14 protein-coding genes are annotated in these 14,139 nt (G+C 48.4%); 2 read left to right on the top strand and 12 right to left on the bottom strand.

Going from position 1 to position 14,139, the window contains the following annotated elements:
• Positions 1 to 15 precede the first annotated feature (15 nt).
• Genes DWZ45_RS02820 through DWZ45_RS02810 form a run of 3 tightly spaced genes read right to left on the bottom strand, consistent with a single transcriptional unit; the run spans position 16 to position 2,587 of the window.
• Positions 16 to 1,530, bottom strand: a complete 1,515-nt coding sequence (locus DWZ45_RS02820; protein WP_118467507.1) for an NAD(P)H-hydrate dehydratase — start codon at positions 1,528 to 1,530, stop codon at positions 16 to 18.
• A complete protein-coding gene (gene acpS, locus DWZ45_RS02815; RefSeq protein WP_118467506.1) occupies positions 1,527 to 1,895 on the bottom strand; it encodes a holo-ACP synthase in 369 nt (122 codons plus the stop codon). Before acpS ends, DWZ45_RS02820 begins: the two co-directional genes overlap by 4 nt.
• On the bottom strand, positions 1,892 to 2,587 hold the full coding sequence (locus DWZ45_RS02810) for a redox-sensing transcriptional repressor Rex (protein ID WP_106999697.1): 696 nt from the start codon (positions 2,585 to 2,587) through the stop codon (positions 1,892 to 1,894). The genes acpS and DWZ45_RS02810 overlap by 4 nt, the downstream gene beginning before the upstream one ends.
• A gap of 273 nt (positions 2,588 to 2,860) precedes the next feature.
• Here DWZ45_RS02810 and abc-f point away from each other — a divergent pair, with 273 nt between their 5' ends.
• Positions 2,861 to 4,921, top strand: a complete 2,061-nt coding sequence (abc-f, locus tag DWZ45_RS02805) for a ribosomal protection-like ABC-F family protein (RefSeq protein WP_118467504.1) — start codon at positions 2,861 to 2,863, stop codon at positions 4,919 to 4,921.
• Positions 4,922 to 5,077: 156 nt separating this feature from the next.
• On the opposite strand, the gene DWZ45_RS02800 is transcribed toward abc-f, so the two are convergent.
• Positions 5,078 to 6,367, bottom strand: a complete 1,290-nt coding sequence (locus DWZ45_RS02800; RefSeq protein ID WP_118467502.1) for an N-acetylmuramoyl-L-alanine amidase family protein — start codon at positions 6,365 to 6,367, stop codon at positions 5,078 to 5,080.
• Positions 6,368 to 6,614: 247 nt separating this feature from the next.
• Here DWZ45_RS02800 and DWZ45_RS02795 point away from each other — a divergent pair, with 247 nt between their 5' ends.
• On the top strand, positions 6,615 to 6,812 hold the full coding sequence (locus tag DWZ45_RS02795; protein ID WP_118467501.1) for a hypothetical protein: 198 nt from the start codon (positions 6,615 to 6,617) through the stop codon (positions 6,810 to 6,812).
• A 103-nt stretch (positions 6,813 to 6,915) separates the two neighbouring features.
• Here DWZ45_RS02795 and DWZ45_RS02790 read toward each other — a convergent pair whose 3' ends face one another.
• From DWZ45_RS02790 to DWZ45_RS02750, 8 genes are all read right to left on the bottom strand, one after another.
• Positions 6,916 to 7,182 (bottom strand): type I restriction-modification enzyme R subunit C-terminal domain-containing protein, encoded by a 267-nt coding sequence (locus tag DWZ45_RS02790; RefSeq protein ID WP_227589712.1) that lies wholly within the window; start codon positions 7,180 to 7,182, stop codon positions 6,916 to 6,918.
• Positions 7,130 to 7,378, bottom strand: coding sequence for a hypothetical protein (locus DWZ45_RS02785; protein ID WP_182426618.1), 249 nt, complete (start codon positions 7,376 to 7,378; stop codon positions 7,130 to 7,132). The genes DWZ45_RS02790 and DWZ45_RS02785 overlap by 53 nt, the downstream gene beginning before the upstream one ends.
• Positions 7,379 to 7,388: 10 nt before the next feature.
• Positions 7,389 to 7,763, bottom strand: coding sequence for an MmcQ/YjbR family DNA-binding protein (locus DWZ45_RS02780; RefSeq protein WP_118467498.1), 375 nt, complete (start codon positions 7,761 to 7,763; stop codon positions 7,389 to 7,391).
• Between the two features lie 124 nt (positions 7,764 to 7,887).
• Positions 7,888 to 9,162 (bottom strand): PD-(D/E)XK nuclease family protein, encoded by a 1,275-nt coding sequence (locus DWZ45_RS02775; protein WP_118467496.1) that lies wholly within the window; start codon positions 9,160 to 9,162, stop codon positions 7,888 to 7,890.
• A gap of 397 nt (positions 9,163 to 9,559) precedes the next feature.
• On the bottom strand, positions 9,560 to 10,840 hold the full coding sequence (locus tag DWZ45_RS02765) for an adenylosuccinate synthase (RefSeq protein ID WP_118467494.1): 1,281 nt from the start codon (positions 10,838 to 10,840) through the stop codon (positions 9,560 to 9,562).
• Between the two features lie 210 nt (positions 10,841 to 11,050).
• Positions 11,051 to 11,968: a LysR family transcriptional regulator gene (locus tag DWZ45_RS02760; protein ID WP_118467492.1), complete on the bottom strand. Its 918-nt coding sequence runs from the start codon at positions 11,966 to 11,968 to the stop codon at positions 11,051 to 11,053.
• Positions 11,961 to 13,391, bottom strand: a complete 1,431-nt coding sequence (gene purB / locus DWZ45_RS02755; protein ID WP_107001528.1) for an adenylosuccinate lyase — start codon at positions 13,389 to 13,391, stop codon at positions 11,961 to 11,963. Before purB ends, DWZ45_RS02760 begins: the two co-directional genes overlap by 8 nt.
• Before the next feature lie 278 nt (positions 13,392 to 13,669).
• A complete protein-coding gene (locus DWZ45_RS02750) occupies positions 13,670 to 14,104 on the bottom strand; it encodes a hypothetical protein (RefSeq protein WP_118467490.1) in 435 nt (144 codons plus the stop codon).
• Positions 14,105 to 14,139: the final 35 nt, after the last annotated feature.

Raw genomic sequence — 14,139 nt, 5'->3', positions numbered from 1 at the left:
TCTTCCTTTTTATTTTCAATCTATCTTTTCAAGCAGACAGTCCGCGATATCTCTTGCCAGCACGGAATGCTCTCCCTTTTTACAGGCAGCTGCCGCCCCGGCTCTTCCGTGCAGGAACACACCGAGCGCCGCCGCTTCATCCTCTGAAAATCCCAGCGCCAGAAGCCCGGCAATCACACCGGTCAGCACATCGCCGGAACCGCCCTTTGCCATCGCGGCGCAGCCGCTGTCGCCGATATACACATTGCCATCGCGCCCCGCCGTCACCGTCACGGCATCCTTGAGCACGCAGGTCACGCCTTTTTCTTCGCCATACCGCACCGCTGACTCGACCAGATCCCGTTTCAGTTCCTCAATCGAACGTCCCGTCAGACGCGCCATCTCTCCCAGATGCGGAGTAACGATCACATTTTCCGTAAAATACCCGGACAAATGCGGATGCTGTGCGACAGCATTTAATCCATCCGCATCCACAATGATCGGCACATAGGCGGAAAGCAGCACGTTCTGCACCAGACTTGCGACATGGGCTTCCTTTCCCAGTCCCGGTCCCAGCACGATCGCGCTCGCCCAGCCGCACTCCTGTTCCACCAGGCTCTTAAAACCTGCCGGATCTGTCTGTGCCTGTTCCGGATCATACGGCGTCAGGATCGCCTCCGGAAGGAGATTTTGCAGAATCGGCACATTTGCCCGGACGGTCAGGATCTTCACAAGTCCCGCGCCCATCCGGTACGCAGCCAGGGCGCTCAAATACGCTGCGCCGCACATCCCCTCCGAACCGGCTGCGATCAGGATTTTTCCATACGTTCCCTTGTTGGCGTCTGCCCGCCGTTTCGGGATCTGGTTCTGATCCTCCGGATCATAGGCAAAATAGGTATGCCCTTCATATTTTGTATACGCCGGAAACCCGATGTCGGCAATCACAATCTCGCCGCACAGCTTCCGTCCCGGATAGAACACCATTCCCAGCTTCTCATAGCCGAAAGTAACGGTCAGATCCGCCTCAACTGCCTCGCCAAGCGCCTCCCCCGTCTCTGAGCTGACGCCGGACGGAATATCAACCGCAACTACCGCCTTTGGCTCCTGCTCCCGCATAAAACGGATCGCCTCGGCAAATTCACCGCCGACCTCTCTGGAAAGACCCACACCAAAGATCGCATCCACCATGATCTCCACATGCCCCGGCACATAATTTTCAAACGCCTCCACCGGGATCCCCAGATTCCGATCAATCGCCACCTGACAGGTCATCTCCCCCGTCCAGTGTGCCTTGTCACCGACCGTGAGCACCGTCGGAAGCGCGCCGCGCAGAAAGAGAATCCTAGCCAGCGCCGCGCCGTCCGCACCGTTATTGCCCGTTCCGCAAAATACCAGAAGCCTCTGCCCTGAAAGCTTCCCATACCGTTTTTCCATCTCGTCTGCAACCGCCAGCGCCGCGCGCTCCATCAGTACCAGAGAGGGAATACCCACTTTCCGGATTGCATATCCATCTATCTCTTTCATCTGTTTTCCTGTCACCAGACGTCTCATTTCCATTCCCCCTCTCCGACTGCGTAAGCAGATGCCAGACTGCCTGTATTCGTGATCGACACGTGAATCCGGGTGATTTTCAGGCTGTCCGCAAGTTTCTTCGCTCCCCCGTGAAGCTGCACCCACGGTTTTCCAAACTCGTCCCGGAGCACTTCTATATCCAGCAGTCCAAAGCCCCGAAAGCCTGTTCCAAACACCTTCGAGACTGCCTCTTTTACCGCAAAATCGCCGGCGAGCCGGGACGCATTTCCCCCAGCCTGCCGACGCTCTTCTTCTGTATATACACGCACCAAAAAAGCCTCTTTTTCACAGGCTTTTTTGATTCGCTCTATCTCTATCAGATCCGTACCAATTCCGACGATCATTTTATTTCTCCAGCACCAGCTGCCTCTTCCTGCTTTCTCTGCGCTTCTTCTCTCGCTTTCTGATCCTGCATACTGCATACGCGGTAAGAAAGGCGCATCAGGCTCTCCGACAGATGGACATTTTCCACCACAACGTCATCTGGAACCTGTAAATCTGTATGGGCAAAATTCCAGATCGCCTTGATTCCGGCTTTGACAAGCCGATCCGCAATCTCCGGCGCTTTCGACTTCGGAATCGTCAGCGCTGCGATCTGCACTTCATTGTCCTTGATAAACTGCTCCAAATCTTCAATACCGCGGATCTCCACTCCTCGGACTACCAGACCGACCAGACGCGGATTCACATCAAACATGCCTTTGATTAAAAAACCACGCCGCTCAAAATTTGTATAATTCGCGATCGCCTGACCCAGATTTCCCGCACCGATAATAATTAGGTTATGCTGACGGTCAATTCCCAGAATCCGGGCAATCTCCGAATATAAATACTTTACATTATAACCATATCCCTGCTGACCAAATCCGCCGAAATTGTTCAGATCCTGACGAATCTGGGACGCTGTCACCTTCATGCGGATACTCAAATCATTCGATGAGATTCTCTCTACTCCCTCCTCGAGCAATTCGCCCAAGTAACGATAGTATCTGGGTAGCCTAGAAATGACCGCTTTAGATATCTCTTTCTGTTCCACGGCTTTCTTCCACCTTTCTTTCCTATAACGTTGTCCATATGGTTTACGCAAACCTTCGGACAATCTGATAAATTTATTATAGTCATATGATAAATAATTGTCAATTTTTTTATTTCATATGAGGGATTTTACATTGTATTTCGCAAAATTTTCTGACCAGAAACAGCCATTAACCGTTCTCATTCTTGCATTGCTTCTTTATTTATATTATAATTTAAGATTGACGGTATATTTTTTAACCGAAATACATGGATACAACCACAGGAGGAATCTATGATTTTATCTTGCAGCAATATTTCAAAAGCATTCGGTACAGAGGAAATCCTCAAACACGTATCGTTTCATGTAGAAGATCACGAAAAAGCTGCCATCGTCGGCATCAACGGAGCCGGTAAATCGACTCTTTTAAAAATAATTGTCGGAGAACTCGCAGCGGACGAGGGCTCCGTGACCATCGCCAAGGGCAAAACCCTCGGTTACCTGGCACAGCACCAGGATCTGCACAGCCAGACCACCATTTATGACTCTCTTCTGGAGGTCAAACGTCCGATTCTGGAAATGGAACAGCAGATCCGCACGCTGGAACTCCAGATGAAGCACGCCGAGGGCGAAAAGCTCGAAACGATGCTCAACACTTACAGCCGCTTAAACCATGAATTTGAACTTTTAAACGGCTACGCATGGCAGAGCGAGATCACCGGTGTCTTAAAGGGACTCGGCTTTGTCGAGGAAGAATTTTCCAAACCGGTTTCCGAACTTTCAGGCGGTCAGAAAACGCGCGTCTCCCTCGGTAAGCTCCTGCTCTCCAAACCGGATATCATCCTTTTGGACGAGCCGACCAACCACCTCGACATGGAATCCATCGCGTGGCTGGAAACCTATCTGATGAACTACGCCGGGACGGTCATCATCGTCGCCCACGACCGCTATTTTCTGGACCGCGTCGTGACCAAGATCGTCGAGCTGGACGGCGGCATCGCCACCTCTTTCCAGGGCAATTACACCGCCTACAGCGAGAAAAAAGCGATCATCCGCGCCGGTGTGCTCAAGGCTTACTTAAACCAGCAGCAGGAGATCCGCCATCAGGAGGAGGTTATCACCAAACTCAAATCCTTTAACCGTGAGAAATCCATCAAGCGCGCCGAGAGCCGTGAAAAAATGCTTTCCAAGATGGATCTTCTGGAAAAACCGACCGAAATCAACGACGCGATGCATATTACGCTGGAACCGTGCGTTACCAGCGGAAATGACGTTCTCTCCGTCCGTGAGCTTGCCAAGAGTTTCGACGGCATGACACTCTTCACGAATCTGAACTTTGAGGTAAAACGCGGCGAGCGCATCGCCATCATCGGCAACAATGGGACCGGCAAGACCACAATCCTCAAGATGATCAACGGTCTTCTGACCCCGGACAACGGCGAGATCCGGTTAGGTTCCAAGGTGCATATCGGTTACTACGATCAGGAACACCAGGTTCTGCACATGGACAAGACGCTCTTTGACGAGCTGCAGGACACCTACCCGGATATGAACAACACGCAGATCCGAAATGTGCTGGCGGCATTTCTCTTCACCGGCGACGATGTCTTTAAGCGCATCCGCGATCTGAGCGGCGGCGAACGCGGGCGTGTTTCCCTGGCGAAGCTGATGCTCTCGGAGGCGAACTTCCTGATCCTCGATGAGCCGACCAACCATCTGGATATCGCCTCGAAGGAGATTCTGGAAAACGCGCTGGTTCATTACACCGGAACCGTTCTCTACGTCTCCCATGACCGATATTTCATCAACAAAACTGCGACCCGGATTCTCGATCTGACGATGGGAACACTGATTAATTATATTGGAAACTACGATTATTATCTGGAAAAGAAGGAGACGCAGGAGAAAGCCTATCTGGCTTCCGCCGCACAGGCAGCCAACCGCTCTGCAAAATCTTCCGGAGCCGGAAACACAGGGACTTCCAGCCATCCGACCGCTGCGGCAGGCGCAAATCCGACTGCTCTTTCTGGAAATGGCACTGGTACCTCTGCTGCTTCGTCCGCTTCTGCCGTGACCGCTGCAGTTCAGGCGGCAGCCAGCGCTTCCTCCGGCAAATTGGACTGGAAACAGCAGAAGGAAGAACAGACGCGGCTTCGTAAGAAACAGAATGAATTGAAACGCGTCGAGGAAGAAATCCACACCCTTGAAACCCGCGATCAGGAGATCGATGCGCTTCTCTGCGATGAGACTGTCTTTTCCGATGTTCCGCGTTTGATGGAACTGAATAAAGAGAAGGAAGAACTGAATGCAAAGTTAGAGGGATTGTATGAGAAGTGGGAGGAATTGGCAGAGTAGTGGTTACTGTTCACGCATACGCGCCCAGTAACGGAATTTGCCGCGGCTTTGCATTTACATACGGCAAATTCCTGCTGCCACCACGTTTTCTTACGGCACTTTCGGTTCCAAAAGTGCCTACCTGTAAACAGTAACGAATCGTGTTCGATAATATGTTTAATTTTGTGATGCCGGACCACTCTTAGCCTTTAAAGATTCATCCCCAGCCGGTCCGGCTCCGCTTCCGGCAAATTCCGGATCAGAGTTCATCTCGATCCCTTCGGCTTCGTCTGGTTTTTGTCCTTCCTGCCAGAATCCTAACTTTACGACATATTTGTATAATTCCGGACTGTTTTTTCGGATGTCAGCTCGGACATCTTCGTCACAGCAGGCGGCGAAAAAGCTGCCGAACTGCATCTCCGGCTTATCGTCAAAGTAGGATGGAAGCGGCTGCACCAGTCCACTGCCAGCCAGATATCGCTCGAAATCCGTCAGGGCACGTGAGGTTTCTTCGTCGCTTAGTTCCGACGCAGCGAACTCGCCGAATGCCATCGCAAGTCCCTGCGGTTTAGAAAATTTGATTTTCTTGTAATGCACATCTGTATCATAATTGACAAAATAGATACCCTGCTCTGTTTTCGGCGCTGAGAAGTATGCCTTGTCTGTGTAGTACATCAGCTCCCAGCCTGATTCTGCAAATCGTTTGATCCACTCTCTTGGCACGCCTGCCAGTTCTTTCGTAATCTGTTCTTTTTCACTGTCCGACGGACGCCGTTTTCCCATCAAACGCACATCATGCGTCCGGTCGCGCAGTCCATTTGCATCGTAGTAGTTGAGTTCCACGTACTGATCCGCCGCCATCTGACCATTGTCAAAGAAATAATATTTATGCCCGTTTACCATCCGGTTTCCGCCGCTGAACATAACACATTTGGAATCAAACCAATACCAGGCATTTCCTGCCTGATACCAGCCGGTCGTCAGTGCTCCATCCTCGTTTGCATGATACCACTGATCCGTCTCTTCCTCATAAATCCAGCCAGTCATCATCGCGCCGCTCTCGGCGAAATAATAACGGTTTGTGCCGATTTTCCGGAGTCCCCGTTGCATATAGCTGCTTTTTCCCAGATAATACCAGTGACCATTCGATTTCAGCCAGGACGCTTTCAAAAAGCTGCCATCCGTCAGGCGGTACTGCCAGTCCTCGCCGTCTCCGACCCACTCGCCCTCATACAGATACATTTCTTTATTTTCAAAACCAGCCGCGCCACTTTCTGTCGCCGATGCCTCTGTCTCCGTTATATCATTGGCATTATTTTCGGTGCCGAACCTGTAAACCTGATTTTCTTCCTTGCCCTGCGCCGGGGTGTCCGCAGACGCATCGTTACCTGCCGCCAGCGCTGTCCCACAAACAAACAGGGATACTAAAAAGGATGCTGCCCACATAAATTTTTTCTTCCAATTCATCGTGTGCCTCCCCTTTCTTGTTCATAATTAAGCAAAAAACTGTGAACAGTTGCCACATCTCTTCTTATTTTACCGCACCGCAAATGAAAAGTATAGAAAAAAATTCTTACATCCTTTATAATAATAAAATAAAAGACAGTTCATCAAAGACAGCAATATCCAATCTGCCTTTGAAACAATATAAAAATGATTACAAATTCCAATCACTCTTTTTTATAGAGTTATAAAATTAGAAAGGATACCATATATGAAATCAAAACGCATTTTGGCGCTGACGGGTGCTGTTATCCTAATCACCCTCTACGTCTCTTCCATCATCTTCGCCCTGATGGACAATCCACTAGCAGAAAATCTGCTGCTGGCATCGCTGTTCTGCACGATCGTTATACCGGCGGTGCTCTATGGGTATGCGGTGGCACTGCGATATTTTAAAAAGAAAAAATAACGTTCAAAAAGCAAACGACTGTCTATTTCTAACACAATACGCAGTCGTTCGCTTCTTTCATTCTTCTATACTGACTGCCTCCGCAGTCTCCTGTCATTTTTCATCATCCCGCCACTGTAGCCGCATTCTCCCGGACATCATTAATCGCTTTCATAAGCGCTGTTCTCGTTCTCACATCAAACAGCTTTAAAAAACTAATTGGCTTATCAAACGGAGGCTTCTGCAAAACAGCCACATTCTCCATATACCCATTCTGCTCCATATGATTAATAATCTTATGAACAAAATTGAGCTGCCGTTGGTTCAATGACTGATCGTTAATAAACTCTGAAAATGCCACTGACCGGACGCTGTGGAGAAGTCTTGTCATCCCAGAAATACGTTTCAAATCCATTCGTCGTAAACATCATCGGTCTGCGGCCAAACTTCCGCTCTAAACAGTCCGCATACAGCATAACCTGTTTCCGACCAACATTCGGATCCTTGCTGGTGCGCTTCGCTTCCACCACCGCTGGCGCAAATAATGCATATTCTTTTGTATTCTTTAAAAATTCAAAGTTTGACATAAGATCCCCCCTATTTGGAAGTATTCTTCTTTTTCTTTGGCGCTGTCAGCTCATAGCTTAACGCAAGTAAATTTTTAATCGGCTCATCCAGCCCCGCATCCCCCAGCAAAACACTGATCCACTTCTCCTTGTTCATATGGTATGCCGGAAAATATCCTTTTTGCCCCCGCAAAGAACCTATCAGCATCGGATCACTCTTTAGATTTATAACATCTATGATATTATCCTCCTCCAGCCCCAGCTTACTCCCTGCAACACTCAAAATCACGCCATACCATTTATCATTATCCGCCCGACGCAGCACTGCGTTCGAATCCTTCCACGGATATTCCGCTTCCGTGCCATATTCCCGTTTTACCCATTGAAATAATTCTTCTCTTGTCATTTTGGTGAAACGCCTCGCTTTCGGTTTCAAGGTAGAATATATTTGTTATTTGCAATGTTTGTATTTGTGTAAATGTGTTTTTATATTGCAGTATGATATTCTGTTTCAGCGACAATTTATCCCTTTACAAAAGCCACCCCAAAAGCTCTCTCTCGAACACCGCCAACGCCCGCTTCACATACTCCCTCCGCGCCGTTTCATCCACAAGCGAAACCGCGCACGAATTCATCTGCTTAAAATCTGGCACTTCTGCCTCTTCGCAGTGGCGTTTTCCGTTCGGATAACACCAGGCAAACCACCAGTCCTCCGGCAGAATTATTTTCTTTTTGAGATATCTGGATGCCTCCTGCTTAAGCCCGTCGGTTATATCATCTACCTGATAGCCTTTCGAAAAGCCATCCTTGGAGCTGGCTTCTTTATCAAACAGGCAAAATCCCGCAAACAAATTATGTTCTACCTCAATCCGAAACCAGAGTTCCAGACCCGCTTTTTGAAATTTTGCCTTTTTTACGACATAATTCAATCCAGGATAGGTGCTGTAACAATCATAAAATTTATCATGCTGCGGATCTTGATAGGAATAATATCCACTATCCTTTTCTAATTTCAAACCATATTTTTCTAAAATTGGCTGCATCTGCTGCTGAAATTCTTCAAACACCTGGCGAATCAGCCGCACCTTTGCCTTTTTCATCGATTTTTCAATCTCGATTCCGGCAAGAAATTTTTCCGGCGATTCGTACAATGCCTCAATCACTTTATCTGCCACTTTCTTCTCTCTTTCATCCGCTATGCTATGTACCGCATCCAAATATTGCTCCATCACTGCCCGAAATGGCTCTTTTAAATTTTGCAATTCACCTTCCAGCCACCGATAGATATCTTCTGCCCATGAAATACACTGGATTTGCCCTAATGGCAATAAATTTCCTCCGCCTTTCTTCTTCCGGCTGTACTCAGATGGCGGAGTTCCAAAACGGGTTAGATATATCAATCGGGAATTTTGTGCCATCTCAAAGTAATCCGAACACTGTCCTTCCTGTTCCCCCGCATAGATTTTTACCTCGATCGGAATCTGATACTCCGCATTCCGTATGAAAATATCAATTCTTCTCTCTTTATCAATCGGGTACTCTTTGACTACCTCCGTATGCAATAGCAATGTATCGCTTACCGGATCCATTTTCAACACATCTCGGATAAACGATTTCAGGAACCGGATTCCGCAGCCATGCATTCCCTCTGGATTCAGCAGATCGGTCAAAAAACGGCACATGATCACTTCACGGCTCTGTATCTCTAATACATCAAAAATGTTGTAAGCTGATAATTTCTTATGAAATGGTACGTTTTTACAGTTTGTATGAATTTGCGATAGTAAATCTCTATATGCTTCCATTTTTCATTCTCTGGCGATTCCCGTTTGTCTCATTTTTCATTTACAAAACAATTCCTTTTTACCTATCATACCATAAAAAACACGGTTCTCACAGACTCTATCCAAGGCATCCCTCCAACTTTCTTCACACCAAATCATACCTTATCCTGAATTATTCCCTCTTCAAAAAATCAATGACAATTACGAAAAAATCGTCCTTTCCCTGAATCCCGGAATGGACTCTTCCTATGATGGCATAAAATCTAAAAATTTAATTGACTGGCTGATTTCAGAATAAACTTGAAAAAGAATGTGCCTTTTTGTGTAATGGAGAATTTCAAGGAATTTCCTATTACACAAAAATAGCGGCGGTCTGCACTCATCATGCAGGACCGCCGCTGAAATTGATTCTATAAAGTTACTTTCTCATAATGATCTCATCACGTCCCGGACCATTGGATACCATGGTTACCGGTACGCCAAGCTCTGCCTCGATCGTCTCGATGTAGTTGCGGCACTCTGCCGGGAGATCTTCGTATTTCTTGATTCCGCGGATATCACATTTCCAGCCCGGAAGTGTCTTCAGAACCGGTTTTGCTTTCTCCAGCTTGTAGGTTACCGGGAAGTCTTTAACAACTTCGCCGTCGATCTCGTAGCCAACGCAGATCGGGATCTCGTCCAGATATCCCAGAACATCCAGAACGGTCAGAGCCACTTCGGTTGAACCCTGGATGCGGCAGCCGTAACGGCTTGCTACTGCGTCGAACCAGCCCACACGTCTCGGACGTCCGGTGGTTGCACCGAACTCACCCTTATCACCGCCACGACGACGAAGCTCATCTGCCTCATCACCGAAGATCTCGCTGACAAATGCACCTGCGCCGACTGCACTGGAGTATGCCTTTACAACGGTTGTGATCTCTTTGATCTCATACGGCGGAATACCTGCGCCGATAGCGCCGTAAGCTGCCAGAGTCGAAGAAGAAGTAACCATCGGGTAAATACCGTGATCCGGGTCTTTCAGGGAACCTAACTGACCCTCAAGAAGGATGTTTTTACCCTCTTTGATCGCGTCATGCAGATATGCAGATACATCGCATACATACGGCTCTACCATCTTCTTGTATTCCATCAGCTCTGCCAGAACCTCATCCGGGTTCAGCAGCGGTTTGTGGTACAGATGCTCTAACAGGACATTCTTTGTCTCGCAGACACGCTGTACTTTATCTTTCAGAGCCGCCTCGTCCTCGAACAGTTCGCTGACCTGGAAACCGATCTTCGCGTATTTGTCAGAGTAGAACGGCGCGATACCGGACTTGGTGGAACCGAAGGACTTGCCGCCCAGACGCTCTTCCTCATACGTATCAAACAGAACATGGTACGGCATCAGGATCTGTGCACGGTCCGATACCAGAATATGCGGCATCGGAACACCCTGAGATACCAGACTTTCCAGCTCTTTTACCAGGAATGGAATGTTTAATGCCACACCATTGCCAATGATGCTGGTTGTGTGTCCGTAAAATACACCGGACGGCAGAAGGTGAAGTGCGAAACGGCCATAATTGTTGATAATCGTATGACCTGCGTTGCTTCCTCCCTGAAAACGGATAATGATGTCGGATTCCTTAGCAAGCATATCGGTAATCTTACCCTTGCCTTCGTCTCCCCAGTTAGCTCCTACTATTGCTCGTACCATGAATTTTCCTCCCTCAGAAGAATATAAATACTTTTTGGCATGTTCGAAAAACGATCATGCCTTCTTACTGTATAATCATACACAACTTTTTTATATAAGTAAAATCAATATTATTTATAAACTACATAATTAACACTTATATCATTGATGCTCACACATATGCCAGGCAATGTGATTTGAAAAACCACTACTGTGCAGCTCCTATTTTTCTCATGTGGTTACCTTCGCCAGCTGATTAAAAAGCTTCGCAGCCGCTGGGGACATCCAGGCTTTCTCAGCTGCCACCAGACAAAACTCACGGGATGGCATCTCTTCGTCAAATTCCAACGCAAAAACATCCCCATTTCCAAGAGCCTCCGATGCAAAATCCGACATCAGACAGCCGATTCCCAGATTCCGCTTAACAAACTGGACAATCATCTCACTGGTGGCCAGTTCAAACTCCGGTTCCAGCCGAACCCCGCGCTTTGTCAGAAACTCATCCATAAAGCGGCGCGTACTGGTATTGCGCTCCAGGAAGATGCAGGGGCAGTTCAACAGCTCTTTATATGAAAGTTTTCTGCCCTTTAACTGGGCTGCGTATTTGGGTCCGGCTATAAACACATTGCGGATCTCCTGAACCGGAAGACTCTTTACCGCCTGCTTGGTTTCAAAAGGTGTGCTGACAATACCGAAATCAATGTGTCCCTGATAGAGTGCTTCAAGGGTCTCGGGCGTCGGACCGTTTGAAACCGTCACCTTGATATTCGGATACTGCTCATGAAATTGTTCCAGATATGGAAGCAGATAAAACTGGAGTGTCATATCGCTCGCGCCAATGCGGATCTCGCCCGTTTCCAGGTCCTTCATGCGCCGCAGCATCGTCTCCCCGTCCTGTATCGCATCAATTCCCCGTCTGACATACGACAGAAGCAATTCTCCCTCGCTCGTCAGCTTCACGCCGCGGGATGTCCGCAAAAAAAGGCGGCAGCCAAGCGCGGTCTCCAGTTGTCGGACCGCCTGGCTGACCGCCGGCTGGGAAATGCAGAGTGCCTCTGCGGCCGCCGTGATGCCGCCGCATTCGCACACGCTGCAAAATACCCGGTAATACTCCAGATTCACACTTCCATGTAAATCCTGTTTAGACATTAATCTCTGCTTTCACGCCCAGATCTTCTTTATTTGCATCCAGAATCGGCTGGATTACCTCTGCCAGGAACTCATCTACCTGCTCTTTTGCACGGCCGGTGTAGCGCTCCGGTTTCATCGCTGCTTTCAAATCATCTAAGGACAGATTGAACGCCGGATCCGCTGCAATCAGCTCGAGAAGGTTGTTATCCAGACCTTTCTCTTTCACATTCTTTCCAGCTTCCATCGACAGAGTACGGATCTTCTCATGCAGTTCCTGACGGTCACCGCCTGCCTTTACTGCATCCATCATGATATTCTCAGTTGCCATGAACGGAAGCTCTGCCATCATGTGTTTCTCGATAACCTTCGGATATACAACCAGACCGTCAACGACATTCAGGTACAGATCCAGAATACCATCAATTGCAAGGAAGCCTTCCGGAACACTCAGACGCTTGTTCGCAGAATCATCCAATGTACGCTCAAACCACTGGGTAGATGCAACCAGCATCGGGTTCATCACGTCTGCCATCACGTAGTTAGCCAGGGAAGCCATACGCTCGCTTCTCATAGGATTTCTCTTATATGCCATAGCGGAGGAACCGATCTGATTCTTCTCGAAAGGCTCTTCTACTTCTTTCAGATGCTGAAGAAGACGGATATCGTTGGAGAATTTATGGGCACTCTGTGCAATACCGGCAAGAACATTTAATACACGTGTATCCTGCTTACGGGAATAGGTCTGTCCGGATACCGGATAGCAGCCATCAAAGCCCATCTTCTCCGCGATCATCTGATCTACCTTGCGGCACTTTGCATGATCCCCATCAAAGAGCTCCAGGAAGCTTGCCTGTGTACCAGTTGTTCCCTTGGAGCCAAGGAGACGTAAGGATCCAAGCACATAATCCAGATCATCCAGATCCTGCTTGAGCTCCATCATCCACAGAGTTGCACGCTTGCCGACGGTGGTCGGCTGTGCCGGCTGGAAATGGGTAAATGCCAGGGTCGGCTGTGCTTTATATTTATCAGCAAATTTAGCCAGCTCATCCAGAACACTGATCAGTTTCTTACGTACCAGCTTCAGGGCTTCTGTCATAATGATGATATCGGTGTTGTCTCCTACGTAGCAGGAAGTTGCACCCAGATGGATGATTCCTTTTGCTGTCGGGCACTGTACGCCGTACGCATACACATGGGACATAACATCGTGGCGCACCAGTTTCTCACGCTCTTTAGCAACATCAAAATTGATTTCATCCTTATGTGCTTTCAATTCATCGATCTGCTCCTGCGTGATCGGAAGGCCAAGCTCCTTCTCCGTCTCTGCCAGCGCAATCCAGAGTCTTCTCCAGGTGCGGAACTTCTTGTCCGGAGAAAAAATATACTGCATCTCCTTGCTTGCATAGCGCTCGGAAAGAGGGCTTACATATCTGTCGTACATGGCTAATTTACCTCGCTTTCTTTTTTCAGGGTATGGAAAATAGTCTCTTTCGCAGCCATTTGAAGGCGTCACCGACACATTTTCTCAATATCCTACCTGCAAATTATAATACAGGCACTTTTCAAAATCAATCACTTTTCGCTGTTCCGGCTGCAGCTCTTTCGTTCTTGGTTACTGTTCACGCATACATTCCCAATAACGGAATTTGCCACAGTAACCGTTCCTGCTCTTCCATTCATCATTCATGCCCGGCCAAACGTTTTTCCTGCCGCAAACAGTCACTCTCCTTCTGATTCCACCCGTTCGTGCACGATTTCCAGCTCTCCGGTCTTCAGATGCAGACGGATTTTCGTGGAAGTTCCCGTTTTTTCTGTCGCTCCGTATGTTTCCCCGGCATTTTCCCGTTCAACTGTTCTCTTCTCCTGCCAGTCTGCAGGCGCTTCCTCCGCCCCATTCTCTGCTCTTTCCCCCTCCGGCAGTTCATACTCGATCACATCCATCTCTCGGATCGACCAGATCCGTTCCCGCATCTTCCATATACTCGCCAAGTACATGGATACAGCCAGTGCAAGTCCATACAGAAAACACCTCTGCCTCCGCTTCCTCCGCCAGCGGACGCGTTTCAGATAGCGGCGAATCTTCCGTTTTTGATATTTAAACAGCTTTCTGCTTTGCGGCATTGATTTTTGTGCATTTCTATGTTTCTCTGACATCTGCATTCCTCCCGCAGGTGCCTCTCCATTTTTAC

Origin of the sequence: Clostridium sp. AF32-7AC, from assembly GCF_003477925.1 — a bacterium.
Classification (GTDB): domain Bacteria; phylum Bacillota; class Clostridia; order Lachnospirales; family Lachnospiraceae; genus Otoolea; species Otoolea fessa.
Note: the sequence above shows the minus strand (reverse complement) of the source record. Positions and strands in the feature narration are given on the sequence as shown.

Excerpts from the sequence above, each read along its gene's own strand:
- DWZ45_RS02785 (WP_182426618.1), bottom strand. The coding sequence starts at position 7,378 with ATGTCAAACTTTGAATTTTTAAAGAATACAAAAGAATATGCATTATTT.
- abc-f (WP_118467504.1), top strand. The coding sequence starts at position 2,861 with ATGATTTTATCTTGCAGCAATATTTCAAAAGCATTCGGTACAGAGGAA.
- DWZ45_RS02820 (WP_118467507.1), bottom strand. The coding sequence starts at position 1,530 with ATGAGACGTCTGGTGACAGGAAAACAGATGAAAGAGATAGATGGATAT.
- DWZ45_RS02765 (WP_118467494.1), bottom strand. The coding sequence starts at position 10,840 with ATGGTACGAGCAATAGTAGGAGCTAACTGGGGAGACGAAGGCAAGGGT.
- acpS (WP_118467506.1), bottom strand. The coding sequence starts at position 1,895 with ATGATCGTCGGAATTGGTACGGATCTGATAGAGATAGAGCGAATCAAA.
- DWZ45_RS02760 (WP_118467492.1), bottom strand. The coding sequence starts at position 11,968 with ATGTCTAAACAGGATTTACATGGAAGTGTGAATCTGGAGTATTACCGG.
- DWZ45_RS02750 (WP_118467490.1), bottom strand. The coding sequence starts at position 14,104 with ATGTCAGAGAAACATAGAAATGCACAAAAATCAATGCCGCAAAGCAGA.
- DWZ45_RS02775 (WP_118467496.1), bottom strand. The coding sequence starts at position 9,162 with ATGGAAGCATATAGAGATTTACTATCGCAAATTCATACAAACTGTAAA.
- DWZ45_RS02780 (WP_118467498.1), bottom strand. The coding sequence starts at position 7,763 with ATGACAAGAGAAGAATTATTTCAATGGGTAAAACGGGAATATGGCACG.
- DWZ45_RS02800 (WP_118467502.1), bottom strand. The coding sequence starts at position 6,367 with ATGAATTGGAAGAAAAAATTTATGTGGGCAGCATCCTTTTTAGTATCC.
- purB (WP_107001528.1), bottom strand. The coding sequence starts at position 13,391 with ATGTACGACAGATATGTAAGCCCTCTTTCCGAGCGCTATGCAAGCAAG.
- DWZ45_RS02795 (WP_118467501.1), top strand. The coding sequence starts at position 6,615 with ATGAAATCAAAACGCATTTTGGCGCTGACGGGTGCTGTTATCCTAATC.
- DWZ45_RS02790 (WP_227589712.1), bottom strand. The coding sequence starts at position 7,182 with ATGACAAGACTTCTCCACAGCGTCCGGTCAGTGGCATTTTCAGAGTTT.